The 13946-nt window shown below is 71.9% G+C and carries 11 protein-coding genes and 2 pseudogenes; 5 read left to right on the top strand and 8 right to left on the bottom strand.

The annotated features are described in order from the left end of the window. Together CCN44_RS18535 and CCN44_RS18530 are read right to left on the bottom strand one after the other, a co-directional pair. Positions 1 to 526, bottom strand: a 526-nt coding sequence (locus tag CCN44_RS18535) for a TetR/AcrR family transcriptional regulator (protein WP_414820503.1), incomplete at its 3' end; no start/stop codon positions are given. 621 nt (positions 527 to 1147) lie between these two features. After that, on the bottom strand, positions 1148 to 2146 hold the full coding sequence (locus CCN44_RS18530; RefSeq protein WP_059250860.1) for a sigma-70 family RNA polymerase sigma factor: 999 nt from the start codon (positions 2144 to 2146) through the stop codon (positions 1148 to 1150). 213 nt (positions 2147 to 2359) lie between these two features. On the opposite strand from CCN44_RS18530, the gene CCN44_RS18525 reads away from it, so the two are divergent. Continuing rightward, positions 2360 to 2878 (top strand): GNAT family N-acetyltransferase, encoded by a 519-nt coding sequence (locus tag CCN44_RS18525; protein ID WP_086698302.1) that lies wholly within the window; start codon positions 2360 to 2362, stop codon positions 2876 to 2878. Between the two features lie 37 nt (positions 2879 to 2915). On the opposite strand, the gene CCN44_RS18520 is transcribed toward CCN44_RS18525, so the two are convergent. Beyond that, positions 2916 to 3707 (bottom strand): dioxygenase family protein, encoded by a 792-nt coding sequence (locus tag CCN44_RS18520; RefSeq protein WP_086698301.1) that lies wholly within the window; start codon positions 3705 to 3707, stop codon positions 2916 to 2918. A 138-nt stretch (positions 3708 to 3845) separates the two neighbouring features. Between CCN44_RS18520 and CCN44_RS18515 the strand changes: the two genes are divergently transcribed. Continuing rightward, positions 3846 to 4355, top strand: a complete 510-nt coding sequence (locus CCN44_RS18515) for a MarR family winged helix-turn-helix transcriptional regulator (protein WP_059250854.1) — start codon at positions 3846 to 3848, stop codon at positions 4353 to 4355. 31 nt (positions 4356 to 4386) lie between these two features. Here CCN44_RS18515 and CCN44_RS18510 read toward each other — a convergent pair whose 3' ends face one another. Together CCN44_RS18510 and CCN44_RS18505 are read right to left on the bottom strand one after the other, a co-directional pair. Then, entirely contained in the window at positions 4387 to 5925 is a 1539-nt protein-coding gene (locus CCN44_RS18510) for an MFS transporter (RefSeq protein ID WP_059255099.1), read from the bottom strand. A 144-nt stretch (positions 5926 to 6069) separates the two neighbouring features. Further along, entirely contained in the window at positions 6070 to 6708 is a 639-nt protein-coding gene (locus CCN44_RS18505) for a TetR/AcrR family transcriptional regulator (RefSeq protein WP_189397434.1), read from the bottom strand. A 333-nt stretch (positions 6709 to 7041) separates the two neighbouring features. Here CCN44_RS18505 and CCN44_RS46280 point away from each other — a divergent pair. Further along, positions 7042 to 7839 (top strand): annotated as a pseudogene (locus CCN44_RS46280) (metallopeptidase domain-containing protein); the annotation flags it as partial. Here CCN44_RS46280 and cyc2 read toward each other — a convergent pair. Next, positions 7819 to 9960 (bottom strand): annotated as a pseudogene (gene cyc2 / locus CCN44_RS18495) (germacradienol/geosmin synthase Cyc2); the annotation flags it as partial. The pseudogenes CCN44_RS46280 and cyc2 sit on opposite strands and share 21 nt — an antisense overlap. A 152-nt stretch (positions 9961 to 10112) precedes the next feature. On the opposite strand from cyc2, the gene CCN44_RS18490 reads away from it, so the two are divergent. Together CCN44_RS18490 and CCN44_RS18485 are read left to right on the top strand one after the other, a co-directional pair. Next, positions 10113 to 10958: an alpha/beta fold hydrolase gene (locus tag CCN44_RS18490; protein ID WP_086698300.1), complete on the top strand. Its 846-nt coding sequence runs from the start codon at positions 10113 to 10115 to the stop codon at positions 10956 to 10958. Further along, on the top strand, positions 10955 to 12220 hold the full coding sequence (locus tag CCN44_RS18485) for a cytochrome P450 (RefSeq protein ID WP_086698299.1): 1266 nt from the start codon (positions 10955 to 10957) through the stop codon (positions 12218 to 12220). Before CCN44_RS18490 ends, CCN44_RS18485 begins: the two co-directional genes overlap by 4 nt. Here CCN44_RS18485 and CCN44_RS18480 read toward each other — a convergent pair. Beyond that, the gene (locus CCN44_RS18480) at positions 12197 to 13396 is read right to left on the bottom strand and encodes a damage-control phosphatase ARMT1 family protein (RefSeq protein WP_086698303.1); all 1200 of its coding nucleotides are present in this window, start codon (positions 13394 to 13396) and stop codon (positions 12197 to 12199) included. The genes CCN44_RS18485 and CCN44_RS18480 overlap by 24 nt on opposite strands. A gap of 22 nt (positions 13397 to 13418) precedes the next feature. Further along, the coding region (locus CCN44_RS18475) for a TetR family transcriptional regulator (RefSeq protein WP_086698304.1) at positions 13419 to 13946 on the bottom strand (528 nt) is incomplete at its 5' end.

Raw genomic sequence — 13946 nt, 5'->3', positions numbered from 1 at the left:
CTCCCCGCCCGGCCGGCGTCTGCCTGTCCGCCCCTGCCCCCGTCTCCCGCTCCGCCAGGATCTCCGCCAGCGCCGCTTCCGACGCCTGGCACACCTCTGCCCAGACCTTGCGCAGGGCCGGGCTGGTGTCGGCCAGGCGGATCAGGGTGCGGAGCCATTCCCAGGAGGCGGTCGAGACGCCGATGCCGGGGGTGAGGGTGTGCCGGACGGCGTGTTCCAGGGCCTGCGGGAGGGGCAGGTCGGCCGGGGCCGTACGGACCGCCTCGGTCCAGCGCTGGGCGCCGGCCGCGTAGAGCGGGGCCACCGCCTCCTCCTTGGTGGCGAAGTAGCGGTAGAACGTGCGCGGTGCGATGCCCGCGGCCTGGGCGATGTCCTCGGCGCGGGTCGCCCGCAGGCCCTGCTGGACGAAGAGGGCTGCCGCCGCCCGGGCGATCTCCATCCGGGTCTCGGCCTTCCGGCGTTCGGTGAGGGACACCGGGGCGGGGGCGGAAAACGGCTGGTGGGAGGCGCTGGGGGTGGTGCTCATCCCGGCAGGCTATGCCCGTGTGGCAGAATCTGCCATCCGGTGGTCCACCCCGGGGTTCAGGTACGGGGTGGGCCGCCTTTCCAGCATCTCGGCCCCGCGCTCCCGCAGGTCGGTCCCGCCGCGCGGCCTCAGCGGACGCGTGAAGCGCCCTCTCGCCGCAGGCCGAAACCCATCCCTCCCGCAGGCCGAGTGGCGGCCCCTCGGCGCAGGCCGAAAGGCGCCCCTTCCCCGCGCGCCGAGCCGAACCGGAGGGCGTACGCCTCTCGTCCCCGGGAACGAGAAGAAGCCGGACTCCGGCGCCCGGGGGGGGTGGGCGCCGAAGTCCGGCTCGGGAAGGTCCCGGCGCCGGGGGGGGATTGCGTCGGGACGTGGCTCACGTGGGCCGGCCGGAGTGCGGCCGGGGGCCGCGCGGTGAGTGGGGAGTGCGGTTCCCGGGGCCCACTACTGGGCCCGGAAGGGTTGTTCCCTCGGGCCCAGGGGTTGAAGCGACGGGACCACGCCATGTTTGCGCCGTCTTTCGCCACCCGTGCGCGCCGTGCGGTGCGCCGTACGCCCGGTGTGCCAGGGACGGCTACGGCCGCCGCCGTACCCCGCCGTCGTACGCGCCCCGCGCCCGCTCCGTCAGGCCGCCGCGTCGAAGCCGGTGTCGCGGGCCAGCTTCTTCAGCTCCAGCAGGGCGTGCTTCTCGATCTGCCGGATCCGCTCACGGGTGAGCCCGTGCTCCTTGCCGACCTCGGTCAGGGTGCGCTCGCGGCCGTCCTCGATGCCGTACCGCATCTTGATGATGGAGGCCGTGCGCTGGTCCAGGCGGCCGATCAGGTCGTCCAGCTCCTCGCTGCGCAGCAGGGTCAGGACGGACTGCTCGGGGGAGACCGCCGAGGTGTCCTCCAGCAGGTCACCGAACTGGGTCTCGCCCTCGTCGTCCACCGACATGTTCAGCGAGACCGGGTCGCGGGCCCAGTCGAGGACGTCGGCGACGCGCTCCGGCGTCGAGCCCAGCTCCGCGGCGATCTCCGCGGGCTCCGGGTCGCGGCCGTTCTCCCGGTTGAACTCGCGCTGGACGCGGCGGATGCGGCCCAGCTCCTCCACCAGGTGGACGGGGAGCCGGATCGTGCGCGACTGGTCGGCGATGGAGCGGGTGATGGCCTGGCGGATCCACCAGGTGGCGTACGTCGAGAACTTGAAGCCCTTGCGGTAGTCGAACTTCTCGACGGCGCGCACCAGGCCGGCGTTGCCCTCCTGGATCAGGTCGAGCAGGGGCAGACCGCTGCGCGGGTAGCGCCGGGCGACCGCGACGACCAGCCGGAGGTTGGAGCGGATGAAGATGTCCTTGGCCCGCTCACCGGCGGCGACCAGGGCCTCCAGTTCCTCGCGGGTGGCGTCCGTCGCGGACTCCTCCTCCCCGTCGAGGACCTGCTGCGCGAACACACCCGCCTCGATGGTCTGCGACAGCTCGACCTCCTTGGCGGCGTCGAGCAGCGGCGTACGCGCGATCTCGTCGAGGTACATGCCGACCAGGTCGCGGTCTGCGATCTCGCCGCCATGAGCGCGAACACTGCTTGCCGAGTCGGCCGTCTCGCCGGTGGCGGACTGACGACGGGCGACGGCACGGGTTGCCATGCGTGCTCCCTTGCGATGGTGGGCTGGCGGGTGGTCCTGGTGAACGCCCGGCAGTGCGGAGATCCCTCTCTGGGACTCGCTCACTCGCTCCGAGACTCTCTCCGAGTGCCCTGCGTCCGTGGGAAACAACGACTGGAATCCGGACAGAATTCCCAACCCGCCCCCCAATTTTTCTGATCATGCAGTACCCTGTCCGCCACGCTGGGAGGCCAGATGCCGTCGGAACGTGCTGAGGTGCAGGTCAGGCCGGGAGTCGAGGGGGACCTCAAGGCCCTCACGGCGATCTACAACCACTATGTACGTGAGACGGCCATCACATTCGATACCGCGATCTTCTCTCCGGAAGAGCGCCGTCCTTGGCTGCTCTCCCACCTGGAAGACGGCCCGCACCGGCTGATGGTTGCCACGGACGCGGACACTCAGGAGATTCTGGGCTACGCCACATCCAGCCCTTACCGGCCGAAGCCGGCGTACGCGACATCCGTGGAGACCTCGGTGTACGTCGCCCCCGACGCCGGTCGGCGCGGGATCGGCACGCTGCTCTACGGCGCCCTGTTCGAGGCCCTGGCCGGGGAGGACGTCCACCGCGCCTACGCGGGCATCGCCCAGCCGAACGAGCCGTCCACGCGGCTGCACGAGCGCTTCGGCTTCCAGTACGTCGGGACGTACCGCGAGGTGGGCCGCAAGTTCGGCCGCTACTGGGACGTCGCCTGGTTCGAGAAGCAGCTGTAGCGCGCCGCTCCCGTGCCGCGCGCTACCGCTCACACCCTCATCCGAACTGCACCGACCGCTTCGCCATTCCCATCCAGAACCCGTCGATCACCGACTTCTGCGCGTCCAGTTCGCCGCCCGCCTCCGCCGCGCCCATGGTCACGAAGAGCGGGGCGAAGTGTTCGGTGCGCGGATGGGCGTAGCGGCCGGCCGGGGCCTTGTCCAGGAAGTCGAGCAGGGCGTCCCAGTCGCGGGCCTCCAGGGCGCGCCGGCCCCAGTCGTCGAACTCGGAGGACCAGCTCGGCACGCCGCGGCCGGCGTGGCGGAGGGCGGCCAGGTTGTGGGTGAAGAAGCCGGAGCCGACGATCAGCACGCCCTCGTCGCGCAGCGGGGCGAGCCTGCGGCCGATGTCCATCAGGCGCACCGGGTCGAGGGTGGGCATCGAGATCTGGAGGACGGGGATGTCGGCGGCCGGGAACATCTCCACGAGGGGGACGTAGGCGCCGTGGTCGAGGCCCCGGTCCGGGATGTCCTGGACGGGGGTGCCGGGGGCGCGCAGCAGTTTGCGGACGGCGTCGGCGAGCGCGGGCGCGCCGGGGGCGGGGTAGCGGACCCGGTAGTAGTGCTCGGGGAAGCCCCAGAAGTCGTGGACGAGCGGGACGGTCTCGACCGCGCCGAGGGCGAGCGGGGCCTCCTCCCAGTGGGCGGAGACCATGAGGATCGCCGTGGGGCGGGGCAGGCCGGCGGACCAGGCGGCGAGCTGACCGGGCCAGACGGGGTCGTCGGCGAGCGGCGGGGCGCCGTGGCTGAGGTACAGGGCGGGCATGCGCTCCTGGGCGGTGGCGGACATCGCGGCGGCTCCCGATGATCTCCAGAGGCTCTGACTCACGAGCCCAAGATGCTTTAACTCTCAAGCTCTCATCCGGAACCCTACGCCTCACCCGACACTTGTTCAAGTTTCAAGGAGACCGCTCGTACAGTGGGATACATGAACACGGCACCGAACTCCGCCGCAGAGCACCGCTGGCTCACCGACGAGGAGCAGCGCGTCTGGCGCGCCTACCTGCACGCCACCACCCTGCTGGAGGACCACCTCGACCGGCAGTTGCAGCGCGACGCGGGCATGCCGCACATCTACTACGGCCTCCTCGTCGGCCTCGCCGAGGCGCCCCGCCGCCGGCTGCGGATGACCGAGCTGGCGATGCAGGCCAAGATCACCCGCTCCCGGCTCTCGCACGCGATCGCCCGGCTGGAGAAGAACGGCTGGGTACGCCGCGAGGACTGCCCCTCCGACAAGCGCGGCCAGTTCGCCGTCCTCACCGACGAGGGCCAGGACGTGCTGCGGCGCACCGCGCCCGGCCATGTGACCGCCGTGCGGCAGGCGCTGTTCGACCGCCTCAGCCCCGAACAGCAGAAGGCCCTCGGCGAGATCATGGAGATCGTCGCCGAGGGCCTCCAGCCCGATGAAGCGGGTGCGGACCTTCCCTGGCTCCGCTAGATCACGGTCCGGCCGTTCGCCGTGCGGCCGCTCAGTGGGCGATCACCGGCACCGGCACCTCGTCCTCGACGCCCTCGCCGGAGGCCACCGGAGCGGCACCGGGCCGGCCGGCGTTGACGAAGGTGAAGACGATCAGGGCGGAGAGCACCAGGATGCCGACGGCGAACCAGATCGCGGTGCTGTAGCCGTGCACCATGCCCTGGAGTTTCACCAGGTCCTGCTGCGGCTTCGCGGCGGCACCGGCGATGTGGTCCTTGATGTACGAGGTGGTCGCCGAGGCGGCGATCGTGTTCAGCAGGGCGGTGCCGATCGCGCCGCCCACCTGCTGCGAGGTGTTGACCATCGCGGAGGCGACACCGGCGTCCCGGGGCTCGACGCCCTGGGTGGACAGGGACATCGCCGGCATGAACGCCGTACCCATGCCGAGGCCGAGCAGCACCATCGCGGGCAGCAGCAGGGCGCCGTACGAGGAGTCGATCTCCAGCTGGGTCAGCAGCAGCATGCCGACGGCGGCGACCAGGAAGCCGGGGCCCATCAGCAGGCGGGCCGGGACGCGGGTCATCAGCCGGGTGCCGATCTGGGTGGAGCCGGTGATCATGCCGACCACCATCGGCAGGAAGGCGAAACCGGTCTTGACCGGCGAGTAGCCCTTCACGATCTGCAGGTAGTAGGTCAGGAAGAGGAACAGACCGAACATGCCGATGATCGCGAGGCCGAGCGAGAGGTAGATGCCGCCGCGGTTGCGGTCGGTCACCACGCGCAGCGGCAGCAGCGGGGCCTTGACCTTGGCCTCGACCGCCACGAACGCGATCAGCAGCACCGCGGACGCGACGAACATCGACACGGTCACCGCGTCGCCCCAGCCGTCGGACTCGGCGCGGGTGAAGCCGTACACCAGGGCGACCAGGCCGAGGGTGGACAGCAGCACGCCCGGGATGTCGAGCGGATTGCGGTTACGGCCGCCCTCCGGCTCCCGGATGACGAAGTAGGCACCGGCCGCGGCGACCACGGCGAACGGGACGTTCACGAAGAAGGTCCAGCGCCAGTCCAGGTACTCGGTGAGGAAGCCGCCGAGGATCAGGCCCACGGCACCGCCGCCGCCCGCGATCGCGCCGTAGATGCCGAACGCCTTCGCGCGCTCCTTGGCGTCGGTGAACATCACCGCGAGCAGGGACAGCGCGGCCGGGGCGAGCAGCGCGCCGAAGACACCCTGGAGGGCACGGGCGCCGAACATCAACGCGCCGGTGGTGGCGGCACCGCCCAGCGCGGAGGCGGCGGCGAAGCCGGCCAGACCCAGCACGAACGCGCGCTTGCGGCCCCACAGGTCGGCGATCCGGCCGCCGAACAGCAGCAGACCACCGAAGGCGAGGGCGTAGGCGGTGACGACCCACTGCTTGTTGCCCTCGGATATGCCGAGGTCCTGCTGCGCGGAGGGCAGGGCGATGTTCACGATGGTGGCGTCGAGGACGACCATCAGCTGGGCGAGCGCGATGAAGACGAGCGCTTTCCAGCGGTTGGCATCACCGCTCGGAGCGGAGACGCCGGGAGCCTTGAGGGCTGTTTCGGACATGGAGATACCCACTTCGGGACTTCGTGACGGACGGCGTGACGAAAAATGATGAGAAAACGGAGTAAGGCGGAAAGGTGAAAAGAGCGCGGGCGGACTACTGGCGTGCCGCGGAGGTGGACCGGACGCGGGAGCTGAACTGATCGGTCAGGAGTCGAGCAGCTCCCTGATGTCCACGGCCTCGCCCGGGAGGACGGAGCGGGCGGGGGCCCTCAGGCCGTCGAGGAAGAGCTGCAGATGGCGGTGGACGAACCGGTCACCGCGCATGCAGTCCGTGCCGGCCGGGGGCCGGCTCAGCTGGGACACGACGATCAGCAGATCACCGACGCCGACGTCCGGCCGGAGCTGCCCGGCCGCCTTGGCCCGGCCCATGATCTCTTCCACGAGCCGCTCGACGCTCTCGCGGGAGGCCACCAGGTCGGGGTGGTTCTGGTCGAAGGTGCTGGACACCATGGGACACAGCGCGCTGATCCGCTCGTCGGCGGCGGCGTGCACGAAGCGCTCCAGGGCGGCGAACGCGTCCCCGGTCTCCGCGAGGGCCAGTTCGGCCGCCTCGACCGTGCGGTCCATGACGGAGCAGACGACCTCGCGGACGAGGGCGTCGCGGTCCGGGAAGTTGCGGTACACCGTGGCGTTGCCGACGCCGGCCCGGCGGGCGATCTCGTCGAGCGGCACGTCGGGGCCGTGCTCCACGAACATCTCCCGGGCGGCGGTGACGATCCGCTCCCGGTTGCGCAGGGCATCGGCGCGCGGCCGGGGTGCCTTGCGCGGTGCGGGGGCGGTCATGGCCGGCACGGTGTCCTCCTTGGGTCGAGGGGCGAGCTGAGTCGGGGCGGTGCGAGTCGGGCGGTGCGAGTCGAGGGGGGCGATCCGGGGAGTCGCTCCCCGTTTCGCTCGGACACAGGGCTAAACGGGGAGACCGTCCCCGGTTATTTCCCGACCGCCGCCCGAAATGGTGTGACCTGAGACACAATCACCAACCGCCGGGATTCACCCTGCTGCGGACCCGCATTCCCACGATCGGTCTCCTCCAGCGCGCGCCCGCCGCTGCGCCGACACAGGGTGAGCGCAAGGGTGCAGCCGGAGACCGGCGGCTGCCGTGGCGCGAAAGGTCCCTGCATGCAGCCGCAGCCGCCGCCCCGCCGCCGCATACGCCCGCGCCGGGCTGCCGCCCTGTCCCTGGTGACCGCACTGACCCTCGCGGTCAGCACCTCGGCCGGGACCGGCACCCTGACGGCGCCCGCCACCACCGCCGGGTCCATCCACCCGGCCCGCTCCTCCGCGCTCGTACCCTGCATGATCCGTGGCGGCCTGGACGTGCAGATGACCGAGGGCCTGCCCACCCCGCCCGGCTACTCCCGCGCCACCGGCACGGTCCGCGCCCTGACCCTGATGGTCGACTTCCCCGACGCGCCCGGCCCGGGCAGCGCGATGGACCGCTACCACGAGTTCTTCCCGCAGACCCAGGAGTGGTTCCGCACGGCGTCGTACGGCCGTCTCGACTACCGCCCCGAGACCCCGATCACCACCTGGCTGCGCATGCCGAAACGCTTCGAGTCCTACGGCATAGAGCGCGGCGCCCCCTTCGACCCCGGCTACCGGGGCCTGGTCCAGGACATCGTGGCCGCCGCCGACCCGCAGGTGGACTTCCGCGCGTACGACCTGCTGAACGTGCTCGTCACCCCGAACGCCGGCCCCTCCGCCCTGGACACCGTGCTGTCCGTGACCTTCGCCGGCAACGACGACGCCCCGGTCGCCGACGGCGTCCGCATCGCGAACGCCTCCTTCGTCTACTCCCGCCAGGACGACGGCTCCGGCTCCTACTCCCGCACCGGCTACCGCGTCCTGCCGCACGAGAACGGCCACACCTTCGGCCTGCCCGACCTGTACACCCAGGACGGCGGGGGCGCGGTCGGGCAGGAAGCCGTGGGCACGGCGGCCGAGCCACTCGGCCTTGTAACGGTCCACGCTCCGGTGCCAGTTGAGGATGCCGGCCAGCCAGTTCTGCAGGTCGAGCACGTAGCCCCCCATGGCCGCCCGCGCCTCCTCCGACAGTTGGAAATCGTCGTAGAGGACGGGGAGTTCATGGGCGACGACGTGCTCGAACTGCTGCATGCGCTGGGTCATCAGATCGTGGACGACGGCGAGCGCGGCCGGGTAGTCCACGCCGAAGAAGTTCTGCACGACCAGAACGGCGTTGTGGATCTCGCCCTCGTACTCGATCTCCTTCTGGTACGAGAAGACGTCGTTGAGGAGGCACGCGTAGTCGACGGCGGCGTTCTCCAGCGAGCGCACCGGGCCGCTGCGGTACACCTCCGGCGGGACCGCGGGGCCGTGACCCATGCGGCACAGGCCCAGGGTGAGGTCGGAGCCGAAGGTGGCGCGGCGCATCTCCAGGTAGTCGACCGGGTCGGGGATGCGGTTCTGGAGCTGGTTGGACAGCTCCCACACCCAGCTCTCGGTCATCGTGTCCACGGCCGCCTTGAGGGTGCGCCGCTGGCCGGCGGTCATCTCGGCCGTGGTGCGCGCCCAGAGGTCGATCAGCCCGCGTTCCATGGCGTTGCCGGGGACGACGGTGGGTTCGCCCTCGACCGGCATGCACTGCGACAGCCGGGCCGTGGTCAGGCGGGCGGCGGCCAGGTCCCTGCGGTGGCCGTAGACGAGCGGGTAGTAGTCGTCGCCGTACGTCCCCCAGGCGAGCCACTGCGCACTGAGGTCGAGGGCCTCGGGGGTGGCGTCCGGGTCCAGGCCGGCGGAGCACAGCGCGAGGTCGTACGCGGCGAGCTTGTCCTCGTCCCAGACCCCCTCCTGGAGGATGCCCATCCGGTGGCACCAGTCGACGAGGTTGCCGCGGGCCGGTTCCAGGTGGGGGCTGAGCTGGAGTTCGAAGGGCATGTACAGGTCGGGGATGCGGGACGGGCCCACCTTCTGGTAGGGCACGTGGGAGTAGGCGCGCAGGCGTTCCTGGGCGGCCGAGGCGAGCAGTGCGCCGATGTGAGCGGCGGAGGTGCCGGGTCCGCTCTTCAGCTGCCAGGGCGAGTCGGACCGCGCGCCCTTGTTCATGTACCGGCTGGAGCGCATGTGCCATTCGTGGCCGCCGGACTGCCAGTCCTGAAGCCCCTTGGTGTAGGCGGCGACGGCGGCGACCTCGCCGGGCGTGAGGCCCTTCTCCAGGGCGACGGCGGGAACCTCGGTCAGCGCGGTGTGCTCGAACTGGTGCAGCCGCGAGGTGAGGACGTCGTTGACGGTGTCGGCGGCCTCCTGCGTGGTGCAGCCGAAGAACTTCTCCAGCACGAGCACGCCGTTGCTGTTCTCGCCCTCGTCCTCGACCTCGCGTTGGTAGGAGAACAGGTCGTTGCGCAGGTGGACGGCGTCGGAGAACGTCTCCATGAGGACGCGCAGCGGCCGGGTGCCGGCGACCGCGGCGGGCACCTCGGCGGTCGCGTACTCCACGAGTCCGGACGACCAGGGGGCGCCGCCGACCTTGCGCCGCATCTCGATGTACTCGACGGGGTTGGCGATCCGTCCCTCGTTGATGTTGGACAGCTCCCACATCGACTCGTTGAGCAGGTGCTCGGTGGCGACCGAGAAGCGGCGGCGCCAGTCCACGGACATCGACGGCACCGTCCGCGCCCACAGGTCCTTCAGCCCGGCCTCCACCGGATTCTCCGGTTCCGGCACGGGGGTGGCGAGGTCGAGCGGCATGAACAGCGGCAGGCGGTCCAGGTGCGCCTTGCCCGCGGCGCGGTCCTGGGTCCGCTTGTACATGTCGAGGAAGTGGTCGTCGAAGAAGAACACCCACACGTACCAGTCGGTGATCAGCGAGAGAGCGGGTCCGTCGCAGTCGGGATGGGTGTAGGCACACAGGAGGCCGTAGTCGTGCGCCTCCAGGTCGGCCTGCTCCCAGATCCCTGAGCCCTCCAGCATGCCCATCTCTCGTGCCCACTGGGTCGAATGGGCCCGGGCCTCGTCCAGATGCGGGTTGAGCCGCGCGGGATACGGCATGTAGAAGTGCGGGAGTTCGAACGGCTGCGTCATGGCCGGGCCCTACCCGTGCCCCCGGAACCCCATCCGCACGGCAGCACATGATCACACCATCGCGTGAACCGCCCGCGAAACGTGGAACTCCGGCGGGGGGTTGTGGCGTTGGCGCTCTTGCCGGGCCCGCGCGCGGGGGCCACGGTAGGCGCATGACCTCCTTCGTGCTGCCCCATGAGGTGCACGGCGACGGCGCCCACAAGGTGTTCGCCGTGCACGGCTGGTTCGCCGACCGGTCCGCCTACGCGGCCGTCCTGCCGGACCTCGACCGCACGTCGTTCAGCTACGCGCTGGTCGATCTGCGCGGCTACGGCGAGGCCCGGGACGCCGCGGGCGCGTACACGACGGCCGAGGCGGCCCTGGACCTGGTGGAGCTGGCGGACCGGCTCGGCTGGGAGCGGTTCTCGGTGATCGGGCACTCCATGGGCGGTGCGGTGGCCCAGCGGCTGCTCGCCGTGGCCCCGCAGCGGGTGCGCCGGATCGCCGGGATCTCGCCCGTTCCCGCCTCGGGCATGCCGCTGGCCGGTGAGCAGGCGGCGCTGTTCACGCAGGCGGCGCACCGGGCGGAGCACCGGCGCACGATCATCGACGTCACCACCGGAGGCCGCCGGCCCGCCGCCTGGCTGGACCGGATGGTCGCCCGCTCGCTGGAGCGCAGCGACACCAAGGCGTTCCGGGCCTGGCTGGACTCGTGGGCGGGCGAGGACTTCAGCGCCGACGTCGCGGGCAGCGAGGTGCCGGCGCTCGCGGTGGCCGGCGCACTCGACCCGGCGCTGTCGCCGGAGGTCATGCGGCAGACCTGGATGGCCTGGTACCCCCGCGCGCGGCTCGCCGTTCTGCCCGGCGCCGGTCATTACGCGATGGACGAGACCCCACTGGAACTGATCCGTACCGTCGAGGACTTCCTGCGGGCCGACGAGACGGAGGGGGCGGACGAAGCGGCCGAGGCATCCGGGCCCCGCGCGTCGGGCGAGGCCGGGGCGGGCGGGCCGGCGTGAGCGTACCGGAGGCACCACCGGTCCCGGACGTCTTCGATCCCCGCCGGTACGCCACCGCGGTGCCCTACGACGACTACCGGGTGCTGCGCGACCGTCATCCGGTGGCCTGGCAGGAGGAGCCGGAGGTGCTGGGCTGGCCGGCCGGGCCGGGCTTCTGGGCGGTGACCCGGCACGCGGACGTCGTACGCGTGCTGAAGGACGCGGGGACGTTCTCCTCGTACGCCGGCGCGACCCAGATCCGTGACCCCGACCCGGAGGATCTGCCGTTCATCCGGCGCATGATGCTCAATCAGGACCCCCCGGCGCACGGGAGGCTGCGGCGGCTGGTGAGCCGCGCCTTCACGCCGGGGCGCGTGGACCGGTTCGCGGCGGTCGCCCGGGAGCGGGCGCGCACGCTGCTGGTCCGCGCCCTGGCGGCGGCACGGGAGGGGGACGGCACGGTCGATCTGGTGGCCGCCGTCACCGACGAGTACGCCCTGCTGAATCTGGCGGATCTGCTGGGCGTGCCGGCGAGCGACCGGGGGCTGCTGCTGCACTGGACGCAGCGGGTGATCGGCTACCAGGACCCGGACGAGGCCGGTCCGCCGGTGCTGGACGGGGCGGGCAGGCCGGTGAACCCGCGGTCGCCCGCGATGCTGCGGGACATGTTCGCCTACGCCGGACAGCTGGCCGCGTACAAGCGCCGGCACCCCGTCGACGACATCATGACGGCACTCGCGCACGACGCCGAGCTGGCCGACGCCGAACTGGAGATGTTCTTCTTCCTGCTGACCGTGGCCGGCAACGACACGGTGCGCAGTGCGGCCCCGGGCGGTCTGCTGGCCCTGGCGGAGCATCCGGAGGCGTACGGGCTGCTGCGCGCCGGAGCGGTCGGCGTACCGTCCGCCGTCGACGAGCTGCTGCGCTGGCATCCGCCGGTGCTGACCTTCCGCCGGACGGCCGTGCGGGACACCGAGCTGGCGGGCCGCTCGATCCGGGCGGGCGAGAAGGTCGTGGTGTTCCACGCCTCGGCCAACCGGGACGAGCGCGTCTTCGCCGATCCGGACCGGCTCGACCTGGCCCGCTCCCCCAACCCGCACGTCTCCTTCGGGGACGGCCCGCACGTGTGTCTGGGTGCCCACTTCGCCCGGCTGCAACTGCGGCTGCTGCACGAGGAGGTGCTGCGTGCCCTGCCCGGGCCGCCGCGCCTCGCCGGGCCGGCCGTGCGGCTGGTGTCGAACTTCATCAACGGCATCAAGTCACTGCCGCTGCACCTCGTCTGACGGATCGACCTGGATCAGCGCGTGTGTGCCGCTCGTCCGCCAGTCCTGGCCCTCGGCCGCCACCAGCGCCGCCTCGGTGGCGGCCGTGAGCCCGGTGATCACGTCGGACTTGAGGGTGCGCAGGGCGGCGACCGGGCCGGGGAAGGAGGCGGTCGTCTCCCGGAACGGCGTGGTGGGCGGCCAGAGCCGGTCGCCCACCAGGCGGCGGTAGTTGAGGTCGCCCTTGACGATGGTCAGGGTGGCCGCCGCGAACTCGGCGCGCAGGTCGTCCGGCATCGCGGCGTACGGCAGCGGGGCGCAGGAGAAGGGGTGGGCGCGGACGGTGAGCCGGCCGTCGGCCAGGGCCGACCAGAGCACGCGCGCGTACTCGGCGGCCTGGCCGGGGGCCGCGCGCAGCCGGTGCAGGGCGTCGACCACGTCGGCGGTGGTGGCGTCGGAGACGTAGTACGGGTACGGCTTGACGTGCAGCACCGCCCGAGCGGCCCGGCCCTCGGCGAGGAGGTGGGCGACGAGCAGGAGGTCGGGGACGAGTTCACGGCCCGCGTTGTCCGCGACGAGCACGAGCGTGCCCGTCCCGCCGGGCGGCAGCAGCGACCACAGGGTCTCGCTGTCGTCGGCGACCAGTGCGGGGGCCGGCTCTCGGGCCTCGGCGCCGGCGGCGGAGAACCGGAAGCCGAGGTCGGCGCGGTTGCCCCACAGCGAGCCGTGCAGCAGGGCGCGGGCCCGCTCCTCCTCGGGGAGGTCGCGCAGGCCGTCCAGGGCGGCGAGTTCCTCGTCGGTCTCCGGGGCGTCGAGTTCGGCGCGTTTGAAGGGCCGGAAGGGGTCGATGCCCTGCCAGGCACCCGGGCCGAACCAGCCGACGGCGTCGAGCAGCCGGCGGTAGAAGTAGCTCTCGGACCACAGCCACGGCACGTCGTACCAGGACCGGCCGGTGTACTCGGTCAGGCCCCAGCCGTGCCACCGGTCCCGGTCCGGGGCGTCGCCGGGGAGCGGCTCGACCGTCCCCTGGGTGCAGCTCTTCAGCAGCTCGTCCAGGGCCGTGTGCTGCCCGGGGCCGTACGGGAAGGCCTCCCGTACCTGTCGGATGATCGCGGGGTGCCGCTCGGCCAGCACGCTGTGCGGGAACGATCCGGGTTCGTTGCCGAGGATCACGGGTGCGAAGGGGGTGTCGGGCATGTCCGTCACCGTAGCGCGGGTGTCAGGCGGCGCGGATCTCCCGCTCCAGCTGCGTGGCGAGGGTGACATAGCGGGGGCGGCGGTGGACCGGCACGAGGCCGCGGATCATGAGGTGCCACATCTCGGCGACTCTTCGCGGCAGCCGCCCGACGGGTTCCAGCGAGCGGCCCGCGACCCGGGTGCCGATGAAGAAGCAGACGAGGGAGTGGGCGACGGCGCCGGTGTCGAGGTCGCCGTGCACGTCGGCTTCCCGGACGGCCCCGGTGAACTTGCGGGTGGCGAAGTCCAGCCACTCGGTGAACGGGTGCCGCAGCGGCGGCCGTACGGCGATGTCCGTGGTGGCGAGGCGGAGTCCGGCGCGCGGCACGGGGTCCTCGACGGCGAGCCGGGCGATGCCGAACGTGGCGCGCATCAGGGCCTCCAGCGAGGAGCAGCCACGGCTCTCGGCGTCGGCGACGACCTGTTGCGCGGCCTTCGCCTGGAGTTCCAGGATGGCGTGGGCCAGATCCTCCTTGGCGGCGAAGTGGAAGTACAGGGCGCCCTTGGTGAC

It is taken from the genome of Streptomyces tricolor (genome assembly GCF_002155905.1).
Lineage (GTDB): Bacteria > Actinomycetota > Actinomycetes > Streptomycetales > Streptomycetaceae > Streptomyces > Streptomyces tricolor.
This window is presented reverse-complemented; position numbering and strand designations above follow the sequence as displayed.